Source organism: Zhongshania sp. (genome assembly GCF_029212375.1).
Lineage (GTDB): Bacteria > Pseudomonadota > Gammaproteobacteria > Pseudomonadales > Spongiibacteraceae > Spongiibacter.
In genome coordinates, this window is the sequence record NZ_JARGNU010000012.1 from 59,765 (window position 1) to 76,498 (window position 16,734).

Consider the following 16,734-nt stretch of genomic DNA (forward strand, 5'->3'; position numbering starts at 1 on the left):
CCCCTTTTTTTATGGATGGGCGCTTATTACCGCTTCGGCAATGCGTTTAATCGGTTCAACTTGATTCATGCTGTAAAAATGAATACCAGGTGCGCCGCCTTCCATCAGAATATGGCATAGCTCGCTGACGAACTCGGTACCAAATTCAATAATACTCTGCTGGTCGTCGCCATAGCCTTCTAATTTTTGGGTCAACCAACGCGGTATATCTGCACCGCAATTGCGAGAGAAACGCGCGAGATTGGCAAAATTAGTGATGGGCATAATGCCGGGATAAATCGGCTTTTCGATGCCGGCTTTTTCGCAGTCTTCTAAAAAGTAGAAGTAGGCATCGGCATTGAAAAAATACTGGGTGATGGCGCTATTGGCACCGGCATCCAATTTGTTTTTCAAAAAGTTGATGTCAGCTTGATAGCTTTTGGCATCGGGGTGAATCTCTGGATACGCCGCTACTTCAATCTGAAAGTGATCGCCGGTGTGCTTGCGAATAAACTCTACCAGCTCTCTGGCGTAAACCTGACGCGTTGCGCCCATGCCCGAGGGAATGTCGCCGCGCAGTGCAACAATGCGGTCGATGCCCGCATCTTTGTAGTCATTGAGCAGGGTCAGGATCTCTGATTCTTCATCGCCACCAAAAGACAAATGCGGCGCAACCGAGAGTCCTGCTTTTTTGGTTTCTAAAACAATCCCGCGGGTATTGTCGCGGGTCGAACCGCCAGCGCCATAAGTAACCGAGAAAAATTCGGGGTTTAAAGCCGCCAACTGGCTGCGGGTGTCTTTTAACTTCTCGCGACCGGCTTCGGTTTTAGGCGGGAAGAATTCAAAGCTATAGCGGTTTGCCATGATGTAATCCGTAGTGTGTTGGAAGCTTCGAGCTTTCCGTATTTATTAAAGCCGCTAGGCTAAATGCTAGACGGGAGATGGGAGACGCTACGACTTCGCGTTTTCCGTCTCCCGTAAAGCGTCTGCCGCCTTAGTATTTATAACTCTCTGGCTTAAACGGTCCTTCAACGGGCACACCGATGTAGTCTGCCTGAGTTTTGCTGAGCTGGGTCAGCACACCGCCGAAACCGGCAACCATGTGGGCGGCTACTTCTTCGTCTAATTTCTTGGGCAGTACTTCTACGGTAATGGCGTTAGCTTTGAAGTTAGCTTCTAAATCGGCGAAGCGACGCTCGTAAAGGTAAATTTGTGCCAGTACTTGGTTGGCAAAAGAACCGTCCATGATACGGCTTGGGTGGCCAGTGGCGTTGCCAAGGTTAACCAAGCGGCCTTCTGATAATAGAATCAAGTGATCGTTAGCGGCCTTGTTGCGGTAAACCAAGTGTACCTGTGGTTTAACTTCTTCCCACTCCCAGTTTTTGCGCATAAAGGCGGTGTCGATCTCATTGTCGAAGTGACCGATATTGCACACTACGCAGCCATTTTTCAGGGCTTTAAGCATATTGGAATCGCAAACATTGACGTTGCCAGTAGTGGTCACCAGCAGGTCGGTGTTGCCCAACACCAACGTGTTAACACAGGCTTCGCTGCCGTCGTTAACGCCGTTGTTGTAGGGTGAAACCACTTCGTAACCGTCCATGCAAGCTTGCATGGCGCAGATTGGATCGACTTCGCTGATCTTAACAATCATGCCTTCTTGGCGTAATGATGCTGCAGAACCTTTACCCACATCGCCGTAGCCAATGACCAATGCTTTTTTACCAGACAGCAGGTGATCGGTGCCGCGCTTGATCGCATCGTTCAGGCTGTGACGGCAGCCGTATTTGTTGTCGTTTTTAGACTTGGTTACCGAGTCGTTAACGTTGATCGCAGGTACTTTTAGTTCGCCCTTCGCCATCATTTCTTGTAGACGGTGAACACCGGTAGTGGTCTCTTCCGTGATGCCATGAATGCGGTCCATCATCTGCGGGTATTTCTGGTGAAGCAGGCCAGTCAAATCGCCGCCATCATCCAATACCATATTGGCATCCCAAGGCTGGCCATCTTTTAAAATAGTTTGCTCTAGGCACCACTCATACTCTTCTTCCGTTTCGCCTTTCCAAGCAAATACTGGAACACCAGCAGCGGCAATCGCAGCAGCGGCGTGATCTTGAGTAGAGAAAATATTGCACGACGACCAGCGCACTTCTGCACCGAGCTCGATTAAGGTTTCAATCAAAACCCCAGTTTGAATTGTCATGTGAATACAACCCAAAATCTTGGCGCCAGCCAATGGCTTGTCAGCGCCGTATTTTGAACGCATAGCCATCAGCGCAGGCATTTCGCCTTCGGCAATGCTGAGTTCTTTACGGCCCCAAGCGGCAAGGGAGATGTCGGCTACTTTGTAATCGGTGAAGGTGTTGCTCATGGTGTATACCTCTATAAGCTAAATGCTGGACGGGAGACGGGAGACGCAAAAGCGCTCATTCGGTACTCGCCCTAAGTCGGTTAATTAGTGCCGCCAGTTTCGCGAAAACGCGTTCAAGGGCTGGCTGCCAATTCTCTTGTTCGTTTATATAGCCTAGTTGTGTGGCTATAATTATTTGCGTTTCTAATTCTGCTAAGGATCCCCTAGCGATATACAGAAAGCGTAAAAAGTCTTTGTCTGATCCACGGGCGGCTCCCTCTGCGATATTGCTCGGAACACTAATTGCTGAGCGTCGCATCTGGCTGATAAGCCCGAATCGTTCATCTTGCGGAAACGCTGCACTGAATTCATAAACATGATGAACCAGCGCCACAGAGTCCTGCCAAACATCCATTCGTATATGTCGCCGCTCCATGGCAATCTCCAAATAGTTTTGAGCGGGTTTTACGCTTTTGCGTATACCGTCTCCCGTTCAGCCTCTCCCGCGCTACAGCGCCGCCTTCAACGCCTCCGCCCGATCCGTTTTCTCCCAGCTAAACGCCGTAGCAGTTTCTGATTTCTCTTCGCCGTTTTCTTTAAAGTTATAGGTCAACTCGTAAGGCTCGCGACCAAAGTGGCCGTAGGCGGCGGTGGGTTGGTACATGGGGTGAGCTAAGTCCAACATTTTGGTGATGCCGTAGGGGCGCAGGTCGAAGACTTCACGTACTGCGGCTACCAGTTTGGCGTCGCTGACTTTGCCGGTGCCAAAGGTGTTGATCGAAATCGAGGTGGGTTCGGCAACACCAATGGCATAGCTCACCTGAATTTCACAGCGGTCGGCAAGGCCGGCGGCAACGATATTTTTGGCAACATAACGGCCTGCATACGCCGCGCTGCGGTCAACCTTTGAGGGGTCTTTGCCCGAGAACGCGCCGCCACCATGACGGGCCATGCCGCCGTAGGTGTCTACAATAATTTTACGGCCGGTCAGGCCGCAATCGCCAACGGGGCCGCCAATCACGAATTTGCCGGTAGGGTTGATGTGGTACTGGGTGCCGGCGTGCAGTAGTTCAGTTGGAATCACGTTTTTAATGATTTCTTCGCGCACGGCTTCTTGCAGGTCTTTCTGTGAAATTTCTGGGTTGTGCTGGGTAGACAGTACAACGGCATCTACGGCAACGGGTAGGCCGTTTTCATAGCGCAGGGTGACCTGACTTTTCGCGTCTGGGCGCAACCATGAGAGCACGCGATTTTTGCGCAGGTAGGCCTGACGCTCTACTAAGCGGTGGGCGTAAAACAGCGGCGCGGGCATCAGCGACGGGGTTTCATTGGTGGCGTAGCCGAACATTAGACCTTGGTCGCCAGCGCCTTGATCTTCTGGGCGGGCGCGGTCAACGCCTTGGTTAATGTCTACCGACTGCTTGCCAATGGCGTTTAATACCGCGCAGCTGGCGCCGTCGAAGCCAACGTCTGAACTGTTGTAGCCAATGCCGGTGATTACGTCGCGAATGATGTCTTCTAAATCGACATAACAGGAGGTGGTCACTTCACCGGCAACAATCGCCATGCCAGTTTTTACTAGGGTCTCTACGGCTACGCGGGCGTGCTTATCGCGGGCGATAATTGCGTCGAGCACGGCGTCAGAAATCTGGTCGGCCATCTTGTCTGGATGTCCTTCAGACACCGACTCCGAGGTAAAAATACTGTATTCAGACATATTGGCAATCGTCCTTTGGTAATGGCCTGCGCGGTTTTACGCGCTGTGGCTCGGGGTGTGAAAAGTGTGGGGCTCGGCTTTAATAAATTGCCGAACCTGTACGCGAAATCCATTGAGCTGGGCGAGGTAGGCGGCGGCGCCGTCTTGCAAACCGCTGGCTACGGCCCACTCGCTTAAATCATCGGGTTCAAAACCCAGCCACAAATCGCCGCAGGCGTCACGGGCCCAGCTTTGATCGTGGCGGCACAAATCGGTAACGCAAAATAAGCCGCCGGGCTTTAATAAGCGCGCGGCGTCTTTAAAAATATCGGCCGGCGAAGGCACGTGGTGTAGCACCATATTGCACACCACGCAGTCGGCACTATTGGGCGCTAACTGGGCATCGCGGCTGTCGCCCAGCACCATGGCTACGTTGCCAAGGCCCTGTTGGTTTACAAACTCGCCCGCGCGCTTGAGCATGGCCTCGGCATTATCCACCGCCACTACCTTGGCATAGCGAGGTGACAGTTCGGCTAAAAAAGCGCCTTCGCCTGGGCCAATCTCAATAGCGAGCTCACCGCCCTGAGGTTGGCTGCTGCGTAGTAATTCCATGCAACTGTGGCCGTATACATTAAAGGCCACCATCTGTTCTTGCTGCTCGCCAAATTCGCTGGCGTGTTCGGCAAAAAAGGCCCGCGAGCGTTCGGCGCGCTCTACGTAGACTTGCTCTAGGCGCTGTTGCTGGTCGAGGTCTAGCTGCATGAGGTCGGCGCTGCTGAGCAGGGCGTCGTGCAGAGGCGCTAAATCGGCGATCGCGGCGGTGTAAGTGCGCCGATAAAATAGGCTATTGCCTTCTCTGCGCTTGGTAATTAAGCCCGCGGTGGTTAGGGTTTTAAGGTGGTGACTCATCCCTGACTGCCGGCAATCGAGAATGTGGCAAAGCTCTTGAACCGAGTAGGCGTCGCGACTCAATACCCGCAAAACTTGCAGGCGCAGCATATCGCCGCCGGCTTTGCAGAGTTGCAATAGGGCATCGTTGCTCGCAGTTATTGCGGTGCTGAGTGGGCTCGCTGAGTTCATGCCGCGCAGTGTAGCAGGATTTTTATCTATATCAAAATATATTGATATAGTTCTCGTCTGGGCTGCGCGTCAGTTTTGCTGGCTGTTTTACGGCTTGGCCGTTGCGAGCGTTAGCGAATGGCTGAATTTAATTCAAAACTGCTGTTTACGCCGTCGCCGAGCAATTGCTCGATGACTGGCATCGCTTGCTCTAGCTGAGCGGCGAGTTGCCACGGCGGATTAATAACAAACATGGCGCTGCCAAACATGCCGTGTTCACCCGCGGGGGCTTGCACGGTGAGCTTGATGTGCAGGTAATTGTCGGGTGACAGAGCTTTTAGGCGGCGGCCAAGATCCTTGGATTCCTCGCGAGGAATCAAGGGATACCACAGCGCGTAAACGCCATTGGCGAAACGGCGCTGGCTGTCTTTGAGCGCGGCGATGACATTGCGGTAGTCATTTTTGTCTTCGTAGGGCGGGTCGATTAACACCAGCGCCCGTTTGCTGGGGGGTGGCAACAGGGCTTTTAAGCCAGCAAAACCGTCGCTCTCGCTGATGCGCGCGCTGTGGTGAAAACGCTTGCGCAGGTTTTCGTGATCGTTAGGGTGCAGCTCAAATAGATGGGCCTTGTCTTGCTCGCGCAACATTTGCAGGGCAATGGCGGGCGAGCCGGGGTAGCCCTCGGCCTCGCCTTTACAGCAAGCCTCAATAATATCGAGGTAGTGCTGCAGGGGCGCGGGGAATTCGCTGCTTGCTGCCGCGGCGCGCAATTTGGCAATGCCGCTGTCAAACTCGCGGTTTTGGGCGCTAAACGCGCTGCCAAAATGGTAAAAACCGGCGCCCGCGTGGGTGTCGATATACGACACCCCAGTGGGCTTTTGCTGTAAGTAATCTAGGCACAAAACCTGAACTAGGTGTTTGAGCACGTCGGCATGGTTGCCAGCGTGAAAGCCGTGACGGTAGCTGAGCATGATAATAAATCTCGGTTGTTGCTCTGAAAAAGCTCAGCGTTATTTATGGTAATCGACGCAGGTTTTAACTTCGTTGGCGGCGCCGAGAATAACCGGCACCCGCTGGTGAATATGCTCGGGTTGAATGTCGAGTATTTTACCTTCGGGGGTCCACACTTCGCCGCCCGCTTGCTCAACCAAAAAGCCCATGGGGTTGGCTTCGTACATTAAACGCAATTTGCCCGCTTGCTCTGGCTTGCGGCTGTCCCAGGGGTAGGTGAATAAGCCGCCGCGACACAGAATGCGGTGTACATCGGCGACCATTGCTGCAACCCAGCGCATATTAAAATCTTTGCCCCGCGGGCCGTCTTTGCCGGCAATTAGGTCGCTAATATAGCTTTGCATGCCGGCCGTCCAGTGGCGCTGGTTAGACATATTAATGGAAAACTCTTTGGCGTCGGCGGGAATGTTAACCTCGGCGTCAGTGAGCAGATAGGTGTTGCTGTCTTGGTCTAGGGTGAACATGGTCACGCCGTTGCCGGTGCTGAGTACCAGCATGACCGAGGGGCCATACAGCACATAACCTGCTGCAGCTTGATTGCGGCCGGGCTGTAAAAAATCCTGCTCGCACACTGGCGCGCTGCCAGTGTGGGGCAGCACCGAGAAGATGGTGCCGACCATGCTGTTAATGTCGATATTCGATGAGCCATCAAGGGGGTCGAAGGTAACTAAATAGCGACCATCGGTGTGGCAGGGCAGTACATCGGTTTCTTCTTCAGAGGCCACGCCCCGCACGGCGGGCAGTGTGGCTAGCGCGTCTTTGATTAAATCGTTGGCGATAACGTCGAGCTTTTTTTGGTCTTCGCCCTGCACATTTTCAGCGCCGGCAGCGCCGAGTATTCCGGCCAGTGCGCCCTTTGCTAAGGCTTGGCTAATGGTCACGCTGACCTCGGCTAAACCTAAAATAACAGTTTGAAGGTCGGCGGTAACATGGTGTTGGGCAAGAAACTCGGGAAGGGTATATCTGCTCATGCAAGGCATTCCGGTAGCGGGCGACAGCGATCTATTATGCCACCGGCCTGCGCTAGAAGACAGTGAATGGCGCGGCGGCTGGGCTTTGCATTCGGTTTTACAGTGTTTTAAGTTATAGCTTTAGTTCGCAACTAGAAATAAGTGAGATCAATTGTTCACGGTCGACACGGAGGTCGCCATGAAATACTCCCTTGCGCTATTGGGTATCTTTTTAGTAATGAGCCACTCGGCTCGCGCCGCCGATTGGAAAGCATGCCGAGCGCGCAAAGTTGAAGTGGTGCGCCTAGAGCAGGCGCTGGGCGCTGGTAAAAAGCTCAAAGGCTACGCCAGCGGCACCGCCATGAAAAAGGCGCGGCGCAGCAAAGAAGATTGGCTGTGGAAGCACTGCCGCAGCTATTCACGGCGGTTGCGAGATGTTGAGCGGGACATGATGTAAGGCGCGAGTGCTTTGCGATTGTGGGCGTGTCGTGGCAAGCTGATTTCTGGATTCCGCCACGTGATGATGTTTATGTCTCTTTCCAAGTCTCGGTCAATGCTCTATTTGCGTCCTTTATTGGTGCTGCAGTGTGTCGCCTTGCTGCTATTGGGCGTGACGCCGGCCTACGCCAGCGACCCAGTCATTGTACCAGAGGCGGCAAGCGGCTTTAGAGACAGCCCAACGGTTTACGCGAAGTCGGCCATGGCGGTTACTGCCAACCCCTATGCAAGCGAAGCCGCTGTAAAAATTCTGCGTCAAGGCGGCTCAGCCATCGACGCCGGCATTGCCGCGCAGCTGGTTTTGGGTTTGGTTGAGCCCCAGTCTTCTGGTATTGGCGGCGGCGCGTTTATGCTGCACTGGGATGCCAAGCACAATCAGTTAAGTAGCTGGGATGGCCGCGAAACTGCGCCACAAGCGATAGATGACCGGTACTTTTTGAACGCTGATGGCAGCGAGATGGGTTTTTTTGAGGCGGTTATTGGCGGTCACTCGGTTGGGGTGCCCGGTGTTGTTGCGATGCTAGAGGCAGCGCACAGGGAGTTCGGTAAATTACCGTGGACGAATCTATTTACACCCGCAATTGAGTTGGCTGAGGCCGGCTTTATTATTTCGCCACGTCTGCATACTTTGCTTAAAGAAATGCCCAAGGTTGCGGTAAACCCCGCGATTAGCGCGTATTTTTTTGACGAGCAACTTCAGCCAAAGGCCATTGGCAGCCGTTTAGCCAATCCCGCCTATGCACAGACCTTACGACTGTTGGCAAAAGAAGGTAGTCACGCTTTTTATCGCGGCGCTATTGCCCATGATATTGTCGCCGCGGTGGCGAAGGACCCGAATCGGGCTGGACGGCTGAGCCTTGCGGATTTAAAACAATACCATGCAGTGCGTCGGCCGGCGGTGTGCGCGCCCTTTCGAGTTTACCAAGTGTGCGGCGCGCCGCCGCCATCGTCGGGTGGCACCACGGTGCTAGCTATTCTAGGCATGCTTGATGCGTTTGAGGCCCGCAGTGGTGCATTGAAGGGGGCTGGGTTTATGCACGGCTTTATCGAGGCCTCTAGGCTCGCTTTTGCCGACCGCAATCGCTACGTTGCCGACCCTGATTTTGTTGCGGTGCCCAGCGCGGGCTTGTTTGATTCACACTACTTAAAACAGCGCGCCGATCTGATCCAAAACACGCGCCTTGCGGTGGTTGAGGCCGGCGTTCCGCCCGATGCGCCTAAGCGTAGCGACAGCCGCTCACCGGAGCTACCGTCGACCAGCCACTTTAGTATTGTCGACGCCGATGGCAATGTGATGAGTATGACAACGAGCATCGAAACCGCCTTTGGCTCACGGGTTTTTGTCGGTGGCTTTTTACTAAACAATCAATTGACCGATTTTTCTTTTAGCCCCAAAGACGCTGACGGCAGCAAAATAGCCAATCGCATTCAGCCGGGTAAACGTCCGCGCTCGTCAATGTCGCCAATGATTGTGTTTAAAAATAATCGTCCGGTGTTGGCGATTGGCTCGCCCGGCGGCGCGCGGATTATTGATTATGTGGCAGGCAGTCTTTACCACGTATTGGCAGAGGGAGACACGATTAGCGCCGCCATTGCGCGGGGGCATATCGTTGCGATGGGCGACACCTTGGAGCTGGAAAGCGGTCGCTTCAAAACCGGCGATAAAAAGCAGCTCAACAAGCTCGGCCATCAATTTCGTGAGCGCGACCAAACCAGCGGCCTGCACGGAATTGTGATTAAAAAATCTGGCTTGGAAGGCGCCGCCGACCCGCGCCGCGAGGGGCAGGCGCTCGGGTTTTAAATGTCGCTATACAATGCATTCTTTATGTAACCTCATTCTGAACTTGATTCAGAATCCAGTGCCGCTGATGTAGTTCACGGTCGCCCCACCAGATGCTGGATCAAGTCCAGCATGACGGGTTTAATTGTACTCCTGCAAATACATCAACTAATCTGATCTATTAACCCAGAATTTTGCGCTTTTCTATCAATGAAATGCTTCTATACTTGGCTCATTGAATTTAGCGAGGGAGCCGCAATGTCTGTTAAGAACACCCCAAACCGTTACGGTTGGCTGAGCATCGCTTTGCACTGGAGCATGGCGCTGGCGGTGGTCGGGATGTTTGCGCTGGGGGTGTGGATGCGTGAGCTGTCCTATTACGACCCTTGGTATAAAGACGGGCCGGCGCTTCATAAAAGTATTGGCATCGTGTTGTTTGGCTTGCTTATTGTGCGCACGGTTTGGCGCAATGTGAATATGCGGCCTAACGATGACCCAGCCTTAAAAGTATGGGAACGAATTAGCGCTCACCTCACCCACATTGCGCTGTATGCCGTGATGTTTGCGCTGATGATTGCCGGCTATTTGATCTCGACCGCCGATGGTCGCGCCATTGAGGTGTTCGGCTGGTTTAGCGTGCCCGCCACCTTGCACGATTTGCCAGAGCAAGAAGACATTGCCGGTGAGATTCACGAAATTTTGGCGTGGTGTTTGATTTTGCTGGCCAGCGTTCACGCCTTGGCAGCCTTAAAACACCATTTTATTAACCGCGACTCGACCTTGCTCAAAATGCTGGGCCGTGACGCAGCACTTCACCCCGCACCATCAACTATCAAAAAGGAAGCGAAGGAATGAAACGTTTAATTGCGATTGGTTTTACTGCCTTACTCGGCTTTAGCGGCGCCCTGCAGGCCACGGAATACAAAATTGATAACGCTGGCGCGCACGCTTTTATTAATTTCAAAATTAAGCACTTGGGCTATAGCTGGTTATATGGCCGCTTCAATGATTTTGAGGGGCGCTTTAATTACGACCCAGCCAAACCCGATGAGTCGTCAGTGGACGTGACGATTAAAACCGCCAGCGTTGACAGCAACCACGCCGAGCGCGATAAGCATTTGCGCGGTAAAGATTTCTTGGCGGTAGATAAATTTCCCACCGCCAGCTTTAAAAGCTCAAGCTTTAAATCGTTGGGCGATGGCAAGGCCGAGCTGAAAGGCACTTTAACCTTGCACGGCGTAAGCAAACCGGTGACCATCGCTGTAAGCGAGATTGGTGGCGGTAAAGATCCTTGGGGCGGCTACCGTCAAGGTTTTCACGGCACAACTCAAATTGCTTTAAAGGACTTTGGGATTGATTTTGATCTTGGCCCTGCATCACAAATTGTGGAGCTGACTTTGGATGTAGAAGGCATTGCCCAATCAATGATGTAAACCGATTGAACTTTTTTAGCGTAGTAGTACTCGAAGATTAGGAATTACCCTCATTCAGTCTCAAATTTTTGGGCCGCTTATAGCGGCCCTTTTTTATGCCTAGAGTTTATAGCGCTATTTTTCGTTTTTGGGTAAGTATTTTAGCAGCGCGGTATCGGCGGTGAATTGTGCATCGAGTAGCGAGATTAAGGCGTAGACACCCATCAGCTTGCGCATCACGTATAAGAAATCCTTGGGCGGCAGCGCAAAATACTTGCTGATTGACGCGGCTATCGCACGTTTGGCAATGCGTTTAGGTAGGCCGCTGTCGCGCCAGTGATACTGACCGTTGGCGTTTACTGCGCAGGCCGGCACACTAGCATCGGGAGTGCGCAGGGGCTCGGCGATATCAATGCCAATATCGACAAAATTGTCGAGTACGGTTTGCGGGAAGTGGGCTTTCATAAAGCCCAAACTTAGCGATTTGGCTAAAAACTGCGGCCTATCCCGCTGGTAGGCGGCAATCATCATGGCGCAGAACTCATTGGCAAAGGTGTCGGGTAGCATTCGCATCGCGCCAAAGTCGAGTAGTACTAATTTATCGCTCTCGCCCTTTGGGTCTATGCGCACTCTAAAATTGCCAAAATTGGGGTCGGTTTGCATGCGTCGCCACTGAAATAGCTCAGTGAGAAAAACATCTAATACCGCGCTGCCCAAACGGTCGCGACGGGCTTGGGCTAGGGCGGCCACCGCAGCGGAGTTCACTGAGTCGGCGGCTTCGTAGCTCATGGTTAGGACTCGCCGCGTAGAGAAGGCGGGGTAACTTTTGGGTACCACAAAGCGATCATCGCCAGCGAGCGACTTGCCGACAAAATCTAAATCCCTGCGCTCTTGTTCGTAGTCCACTTCTTTGTGCAGCAATAGCCGAATATCGCCAAACCAGTCATCGATATTGCGGGTGCTGCTCAGCAGGCGGGAGATTTTTAGCAAACGCAGCACGGCATTAAAATCGGCGTCGATGGTGTCTTCCACGCCGGGGTATTGCACTTTTATACACAGCGCTTCGCCGCTCTTTCGCAAAACTGCGCGGTGTACTTGGCCCAGCGAAGCGGCTGCGAGTGGTTCTGGGTCTATTTCTAATTCAGCTAAGGCGTTGGCACCCAGCTCTTTCTGTAAAACTTTAGCAATGACCGGCCACGCCATGGCTTGGGTATTGTCTTCTAAATTGTGCAGGGCGTCGGCAACCTCGGGCGGCATCATATAGTCGCCATAGGTGGCCATCATCTGGCCAATTTTGACGACGCTGCCCTTTAAGCGCCCCAGCTCGCTAACAAAGAAGTCGATATTTTCGGTGCGTTTGGCCAGCGCCGCGTCATCGTTGCCGCTCACTCGTTGCCACATACTCTGGCGCAGCGCACGGCTGCCATAACGCAGGCCAAGGGTAGAGAGTGCAAGGCGACGGCCAAAAGCACCAGTTTTAAGCTGGTGAAGCGGTTTATCTGGTGGTTGAGTACTCATGTTTGCCATTGTAATGAATGCGCGTGTTTAACGCAGCATACGCTGCAGCAATGCGGCCTTTTTATTGGCGCCAGCTATTTGGCATAGCTTAAGCATTAGATTTGGCAATAGCGCAGATGACGCTAATGTCCCTGCTTGTCATACTGAGGCTTGGCGGCAGTCTGATTTTATTCTTTTGGGTAATCGCGATGAAATTTTTAAAAAGCCTGACCTTGATCGGCCCTGGCTTTGTGGTGGCAGCAACGGGACTTGGGGCCGGCGATTTAGTGGCCGCGGCGGTGTCTGGCGCCAGTCTTGGCGCGTCCATTATGTGGGCAGTGGTGTTTGGCGCCGTGATTAAACTGGCATTGAATGAGGGCTTGGCGCGCTGGCAGTTGTGTACAGGCCAAAGTGTGTTGCGGGGCTGGGCAGTGTATTTGCCGCGCTGGGTTAACGCTTATTTTTTCTTATACTTGTTGCTCTGGGGGTTTTTGGTAGGCGCCGCTTTAATGGCGGCCTGTGGCCTTGCTGCCAATGCGCTATTACCGCAATTGTCGGTGAATGCCTGGGCGTTTATACATTCTTTGTTGGCCCTCATTTTAGTGTTATTTGGTCGCTACAGCTTTTTTGAGCAGGCGATGAAGGTCTTAATTTTATTGATGTTTACCACCGTGATGGCGGCGGTATTTAGCTTGGATTTATCCGCGCTTAGCTTTAGCCAATCGCTGCTGGTCGACTCTGGAAATAAAGCCCACGGCCGTTTGGTGCTGGCGGTTATTGGCGGTGTTGGTGGCAGCGTCACCTTGCTGTGTTACGGCTATTGGATGGCTGAAAAGGGGTGGCATGACCGCAGTGCGCTGCCCTTGGCGCGAATTGATTTGGGGGTGGCCTATGCGATTACCGCACTATTTGGCGTGGGCATCATGGTGTTGGCGGCTAAAGCTGCACCCGCCTCGGTGCAGGGCAGTCAAATTTTACCAGCCATGGCTGATGAGTTAGGTCGCACCTTACATCCGCTGTTTCGAAATGTGTTTTTGATTGGGGTGTGGGCCGCCGTATTTAGCTCGATGCTCGGGGTGTGGCAGGGTGTGCCCTATTTGTTTGCTGACGTACTGAGAAACTGGCAGCAACGCGGTGGTCATAAGGATGTTGAGGCGCCGCTAGAATCTAATAGTCCATTCTATCGCGGATTTTTGGCGTACTTGGCCCTGCCGCCCATGTTGTTATTATTAATGAGTAAGCCGGTGTGGCTGGTGATGTTGTATGCGGTTACGGGTGCGTTTTTTATGCCGTTTCTTGCACTTACGTTGCTCTATTTGAATAATCGTATTATTGCTAAAGGGCAGGGCTACGGCGTAATTAGCAACATGATGATGGGTATAGCACTGCTGATATTCAGTGTCTTGGGTGTGCAGCATTTCTTTTTTTAAGCATTATAGGGCGCGCTGGAGACTTGCGTTTAATCCCAGTCATCGCCGTAGTCGTGTAGTAGTTCTTCGCCAGCGGCAATGTCGCGCAGGGCAACAACGCTATAGTCATCGTAGTAAATCACATTAGCAGACTTGCTGTGGTTGATGTATTTCAGTGTGCAGGTAACGTCGATTAAGCGGCCGTCTGGCAGGGTAAGGGTGTGTAAACCGGCGGTGTGCGCCGGTTTGGTTTTGCAAATGCCTAAGAGGAAACCGCCGCAAATGTCGCGGCGGGCAAACAGGCCGCGACCGTGAATCTTGCTACTCGCCACTCGGTAGTATTTAGTCATTCTTCCTACCTGACTTGCTGTTCTAAATAGTTACTCGGCGAGCATCGCCATTAATGCCGCCCAGCTAACTTTATCAGCATTGGCATTGTAGGCCAGCGGCATCTTGGTTTTTTCGCCAATCGCGGTGGAGCTGGGGTTGGTGAAGCTATGAACCACGCCTGGAAAACTTAATAATTGTAAATCAACGCCAGCGGTGCTCATTTCTTCAACAAAGGCGCCAACTTGGGCGGGTGGCACCATGGGATCGGCGCCGCCGGTGGCAACCAATATTTTTGCCTTTACGGTATTAGGCTCGGCCTTGGCTTCCGTGCCTAGGCTGCCGTGGAAACTGGCTACCCCTGCCAAATCAAGTCCGCGCCGCGCTTGGTTCAATACCACTGCGCCGCCAAAACAATAGCCAATGGCGTAAAGCTTGTTAGCTGAAACATGAGGCTGTTTACGTAAAATGGCCAGTGCGGCATCAAAGCGGGCATTCATTTTTTCTGGTTCTGCCAAGGCGGCGTTCATAAAGCTCATGGCATCTTTGGGGTGTTCGGTACTCTTGCCCGTGCCATACATATCCACGGCAATTGCTGGGTAACCGGCTTCGGCCAACTGCTTGGCGCGGCCGCGGGCGTAGTCGTTAAGGCCCCACCACTCATGCACCACGACCACCGCAGGGCCGGACTTGCTTGCTGTTGAGTCGTGGTATAGCACTGCCGAGCCGAGCTTGTTGGGCAGGCTTAATTTGGTTTCGATAATCTCGGCATGCAGTGCCGAGCTGCACAATATTAGGGCGCTGATCCATGCAATTATTTTCATCTGATTCTCCTTGAGTGGCTGGATTAAGACAGAGTGATACGGAATATAACGCTTATTTGATGACAGGGGATAGGTGAGCTTGTGTCTAGCGCCACCCTTAGGGTTTGCGGGGTTGGCGCTGAGGGGCGAGGTTAAGCAATCGCAATGAGTTTCTGGTATTTCTCCATTAGTTGGTCTTCGGTTTCCATAAAGGCCGGATCTAAAGGGATGCAGTCAACTGGGCATACCTGCTGACATTGGGGCTCGTCGAAATGGCCCACGCATTCGGTGCAGCGATTGGGGTCAATTTCGTAGATACTGTTACCCTGATAAATGGCCTCATTTGGGCATTCGGGTTCGCACACATCGCAGTTAATACATTCGTCGGTAATAATCAGTGCCATAGCAGACTCATTTGCGGGCGGGGAAACGCGCGTTTAACGCTGCGCTGACGTTGTCGGGTACAAAGCGCGATACATCGCCGCCCATGCTGGCGATTTCCCGCAGTAGTGAAGACGACACATAAGACAGGGATTCGCCGGGGGTTAAAAACACGGTTTCGATACCTGGCGCCAAGGAGCGGTTCATATTGGCCAATTGCAGCTCATACTCATAGTCGGCCACGGTGCGAACTCCGCGCAGAATAATACTGCAATTTTGGGCCTTAGCGAGCTCTACGGTTAAGCCAGTAAAACTGCATACCTCAATATTGGGGACGTGGGCCAGCGCTTGTTTGCACAAATCCATGCGTTCTTTTAGGGCAAACATGGGCACTTTCTTTTCGCTATTGGCCACGGCAATAACCACTGTGTCAAACAGCTTACAGGCGCGCTCAACTAAATCGATATGGCCGCGGGTAATAGGGTCGAAAGTGCCGGGGTAAATAATACGTTTCATGGCTCACCGAATCTGCGAGGGGTTGGCATGTCGACACCAATATTGCTTGGGTCAACGGCGTTGGGGAATTTTAACGCATTAATCATGACGATCATAATTTGAGCATAAATACGGTGTGGTATGTATCGAAAAGCGGGGGATAAGGTCTGTTTAAGATGGTAATGGTGGTTGCTTAGCGCCCAGCATTAAACGTATTGCAAATCGGTTTTCTTGGGCGAGGTTGACGTAGCTGCATATTTTTAACGTGACGCGCAACGGCATGAGGCACTCTGCCGCGGCGCAGCCATTCAAATTTAGGGCTAAATCCCTGTATTTTCAAAAAACCGCATCTTTGGTTTGTCGGCAATCATTTCGGCAAGCTTGGTGAACACACCGGTTTCTGCTCGCCAGTTAAAATAGTTTTGGTAGGCCTCACGGCTTTCCCATGTTTCGTACACCGCAAAGCTGTTTGGGTTATCGAGATCGCAGAGCACATCGAGTTGAATGAAACCGCTGTAGCGTCGAGTGTCGGGTAAAATTTCAGCGAAATACGCTTTGACTGTATCGGCCTTACCGTCTGCTGCATCGAACTCAAGAATGACTTGGACTGCCATATTATTCTCCTTCCTGAAGTGAGTGGTTTTTTGCCTACTTAGGCCATTCGTTATATGTAAGGCTAATGATCATACTGGGCGCCTAGGGTTTTGCACAAGTCTGCTTATTACACTGCCATGGCGCTTACCCTAAGTACAAACCCTTTGAATTGTGCAAATAGTTGTCGTCGGCGCTAGCTCAGCTATTGTCGATGCGGGCAAAGGCGCGGTTGAGTTGGGCGACTGTGCGTTTTTGTTTGGGGCGAGGGAACCCGATTTAATCTAGCGCATACCCCGTAATGTGGCGGATCTTTGTATTCCTGCAATTAGCTGGCGAAATTTTTCAATCAATTAAAAAGGTGTTGTATGGATGCCTAATGATCATCATGAAAGTCCCGAAATTTATTCCCTCGGTAAGCGTTAGCGTGCACTACAAATTAAGACAGAGTGTAATACTTTTTATTGCGCACTACGGATTCGATGATCCGTACAAT

At 52.4% G+C, this 16,734-nt stretch carries 18 protein-coding genes; 5 read left to right on the forward strand and 13 right to left on the reverse strand.

Going from position 1 to position 16,734, the window contains the following annotated elements; genetic code table 11:
• Positions 1 to 9: 9 nt before the first annotated feature.
• From metF to P1U47_RS12885, 7 genes are all read right to left on the reverse strand, one after another.
• Positions 10 to 843 (reverse strand): methylenetetrahydrofolate reductase [NAD(P)H], encoded by an 834-nt coding sequence (gene metF, locus P1U47_RS12855; RefSeq protein ID WP_301029430.1) that lies wholly within the window; start codon positions 841 to 843, stop codon positions 10 to 12.
• A 130-nt stretch (positions 844 to 973) separates the two neighbouring features.
• Entirely contained in the window at positions 974 to 2,350 is a 1,377-nt protein-coding gene (gene ahcY, locus P1U47_RS12860) for an adenosylhomocysteinase (protein ID WP_301029431.1), read from the reverse strand.
• 55 nt (positions 2,351 to 2,405) lie between these two features.
• A complete protein-coding gene (locus P1U47_RS12865) occupies positions 2,406 to 2,744 on the reverse strand; it encodes a four helix bundle protein (protein ID WP_301029432.1) in 339 nt (112 codons plus the stop codon).
• A 93-nt stretch (positions 2,745 to 2,837) separates the two neighbouring features.
• Entirely contained in the window at positions 2,838 to 4,046 is a 1,209-nt protein-coding gene (gene metK / locus P1U47_RS12870) for a methionine adenosyltransferase (protein WP_301029433.1), read from the reverse strand.
• A 36-nt stretch (positions 4,047 to 4,082) separates the two neighbouring features.
• Positions 4,083 to 5,105, reverse strand: a complete 1,023-nt coding sequence (locus P1U47_RS12875; protein WP_301029434.1) for a metalloregulator ArsR/SmtB family transcription factor — start codon at positions 5,103 to 5,105, stop codon at positions 4,083 to 4,085.
• A gap of 110 nt (positions 5,106 to 5,215) precedes the next feature.
• Complete coding sequence (rlmJ, locus tag P1U47_RS12880; protein WP_301029436.1) at positions 5,216 to 6,055, reverse strand: 23S rRNA (adenine(2030)-N(6))-methyltransferase RlmJ; 840 nt, start codon at positions 6,053 to 6,055, stop codon at positions 5,216 to 5,218.
• 39 nt (positions 6,056 to 6,094) lie between these two features.
• A complete protein-coding gene (locus P1U47_RS12885; protein WP_301029437.1) occupies positions 6,095 to 7,066 on the reverse strand; it encodes a class 1 fructose-bisphosphatase in 972 nt (323 codons plus the stop codon).
• A gap of 178 nt (positions 7,067 to 7,244) precedes the next feature.
• Here P1U47_RS12885 and P1U47_RS12890 point away from each other — a divergent pair, with 178 nt between their 5' ends.
• The 4 genes from P1U47_RS12890 to P1U47_RS12905 all read left to right on the forward strand — a co-directional run bounded on the left by P1U47_RS12890 (position 7,245) and on the right by P1U47_RS12905 (position 10,756).
• Positions 7,245 to 7,502, forward strand: coding sequence for a hypothetical protein (locus P1U47_RS12890; protein WP_301029439.1), 258 nt, complete (start codon positions 7,245 to 7,247; stop codon positions 7,500 to 7,502).
• A gap of 72 nt (positions 7,503 to 7,574) precedes the next feature.
• Positions 7,575 to 9,344: a gamma-glutamyltransferase gene (ggt, locus tag P1U47_RS12895; RefSeq protein WP_301029440.1), complete on the forward strand. Its 1,770-nt coding sequence runs from the start codon at positions 7,575 to 7,577 to the stop codon at positions 9,342 to 9,344.
• A gap of 237 nt (positions 9,345 to 9,581) precedes the next feature.
• Positions 9,582 to 10,178, forward strand: a complete 597-nt coding sequence (locus tag P1U47_RS12900; protein ID WP_301029441.1) for a cytochrome b — start codon at positions 9,582 to 9,584, stop codon at positions 10,176 to 10,178.
• On the forward strand, positions 10,175 to 10,756 hold the full coding sequence (locus tag P1U47_RS12905; RefSeq protein WP_301029442.1) for a YceI family protein: 582 nt from the start codon (positions 10,175 to 10,177) through the stop codon (positions 10,754 to 10,756). The genes P1U47_RS12900 and P1U47_RS12905 overlap by 4 nt, the downstream gene beginning before the upstream one ends.
• Positions 10,757 to 10,870: 114 nt before the next feature.
• Here the strand turns inward: P1U47_RS12905 and P1U47_RS12910 are convergent, their stop codons facing one another.
• On the reverse strand, positions 10,871 to 12,253 hold the full coding sequence (locus tag P1U47_RS12910) for an AarF/ABC1/UbiB kinase family protein (RefSeq protein WP_301029444.1): 1,383 nt from the start codon (positions 12,251 to 12,253) through the stop codon (positions 10,871 to 10,873).
• Between the two features lie 188 nt (positions 12,254 to 12,441).
• Here P1U47_RS12910 and P1U47_RS12915 point away from each other — a divergent pair, with 188 nt between their 5' ends.
• The gene (locus tag P1U47_RS12915; protein WP_301029446.1) at positions 12,442 to 13,662 is read left to right on the forward strand and encodes an Nramp family divalent metal transporter; all 1,221 of its coding nucleotides are present in this window, start codon (positions 12,442 to 12,444) and stop codon (positions 13,660 to 13,662) included.
• 29 nt (positions 13,663 to 13,691) lie between these two features.
• On the opposite strand, the gene P1U47_RS12920 is transcribed toward P1U47_RS12915, so the two are convergent.
• From P1U47_RS12920 to P1U47_RS12940, 5 genes are all read right to left on the reverse strand, one after another.
• On the reverse strand, positions 13,692 to 13,991 hold the full coding sequence (locus P1U47_RS12920) for an SET domain-containing protein (RefSeq protein WP_301029447.1): 300 nt from the start codon (positions 13,989 to 13,991) through the stop codon (positions 13,692 to 13,694).
• Between the two features lie 30 nt (positions 13,992 to 14,021).
• A complete protein-coding gene (locus P1U47_RS12925) occupies positions 14,022 to 14,792 on the reverse strand; it encodes a dienelactone hydrolase family protein (RefSeq protein WP_301029448.1) in 771 nt (256 codons plus the stop codon).
• A gap of 131 nt (positions 14,793 to 14,923) precedes the next feature.
• Positions 14,924 to 15,175, reverse strand: a complete 252-nt coding sequence (locus P1U47_RS12930) for a YfhL family 4Fe-4S dicluster ferredoxin (protein WP_301029450.1) — start codon at positions 15,173 to 15,175, stop codon at positions 14,924 to 14,926.
• 7 nt (positions 15,176 to 15,182) lie between these two features.
• Positions 15,183 to 15,668 (reverse strand): pantetheine-phosphate adenylyltransferase, encoded by a 486-nt coding sequence (coaD, locus tag P1U47_RS12935; protein ID WP_301029451.1) that lies wholly within the window; start codon positions 15,666 to 15,668, stop codon positions 15,183 to 15,185.
• Positions 15,669 to 15,967: 299 nt separating this feature from the next.
• Entirely contained in the window at positions 15,968 to 16,261 is a 294-nt protein-coding gene (locus P1U47_RS12940) for a putative quinol monooxygenase (protein ID WP_301029452.1), read from the reverse strand.
• Positions 16,262 to 16,734 lie beyond the last annotated feature (473 nt).

Bases quoted from the DNA above. Each gene is read 5' to 3' on its own strand.
- P1U47_RS12925 (WP_301029448.1), bottom strand. From the start codon at position 14,792: ATGAAAATAATTGCATGGATCAGCGCCCTAATATTGTGCAGCTCGGCA.
- P1U47_RS12865 (WP_301029432.1), bottom strand. From the start codon at position 2,744: ATGGATGTTTGGCAGGACTCTGTGGCGCTGGTTCATCATGTTTATGAA.
- P1U47_RS12875 (WP_301029434.1), bottom strand. From the start codon at position 5,105: ATGAACTCAGCGAGCCCACTCAGCACCGCAATAACTGCGAGCAACGAT.
- P1U47_RS12885 (WP_301029437.1), bottom strand. From the start codon at position 7,066: ATGAGCAGATATACCCTTCCCGAGTTTCTTGCCCAACACCATGTTACC.
- ggt (WP_301029440.1), top strand. From the start codon at position 7,575: ATGTCTCTTTCCAAGTCTCGGTCAATGCTCTATTTGCGTCCTTTATTG.
- metF (WP_301029430.1), bottom strand. From the start codon at position 843: ATGGCAAACCGCTATAGCTTTGAATTCTTCCCGCCTAAAACCGAAGCC.
- P1U47_RS12890 (WP_301029439.1), top strand. From the start codon at position 7,245: ATGAAATACTCCCTTGCGCTATTGGGTATCTTTTTAGTAATGAGCCAC.
- P1U47_RS12900 (WP_301029441.1), top strand. From the start codon at position 9,582: ATGTCTGTTAAGAACACCCCAAACCGTTACGGTTGGCTGAGCATCGCT.
- P1U47_RS12940 (WP_301029452.1), bottom strand. From the start codon at position 16,261: ATGGCAGTCCAAGTCATTCTTGAGTTCGATGCAGCAGACGGTAAGGCC.
- metK (WP_301029433.1), bottom strand. From the start codon at position 4,046: ATGTCTGAATACAGTATTTTTACCTCGGAGTCGGTGTCTGAAGGACAT.
- rlmJ (WP_301029436.1), bottom strand. From the start codon at position 6,055: ATGCTCAGCTACCGTCACGGCTTTCACGCTGGCAACCATGCCGACGTG.
- P1U47_RS12930 (WP_301029450.1), bottom strand. From the start codon at position 15,175: ATGGCACTGATTATTACCGACGAATGTATTAACTGCGATGTGTGCGAA.
- coaD (WP_301029451.1), bottom strand. From the start codon at position 15,668: ATGAAACGTATTATTTACCCCGGCACTTTCGACCCTATTACCCGCGGC.
- P1U47_RS12915 (WP_301029446.1), top strand. From the start codon at position 12,442: ATGAAATTTTTAAAAAGCCTGACCTTGATCGGCCCTGGCTTTGTGGTG.
- ahcY (WP_301029431.1), bottom strand. From the start codon at position 2,350: ATGAGCAACACCTTCACCGATTACAAAGTAGCCGACATCTCCCTTGCC.
- P1U47_RS12910 (WP_301029444.1), bottom strand. From the start codon at position 12,253: ATGAGTACTCAACCACCAGATAAACCGCTTCACCAGCTTAAAACTGGT.
- P1U47_RS12905 (WP_301029442.1), top strand. From the start codon at position 10,175: ATGAAACGTTTAATTGCGATTGGTTTTACTGCCTTACTCGGCTTTAGC.
- P1U47_RS12920 (WP_301029447.1), bottom strand. From the start codon at position 13,991: ATGACTAAATACTACCGAGTGGCGAGTAGCAAGATTCACGGTCGCGGC.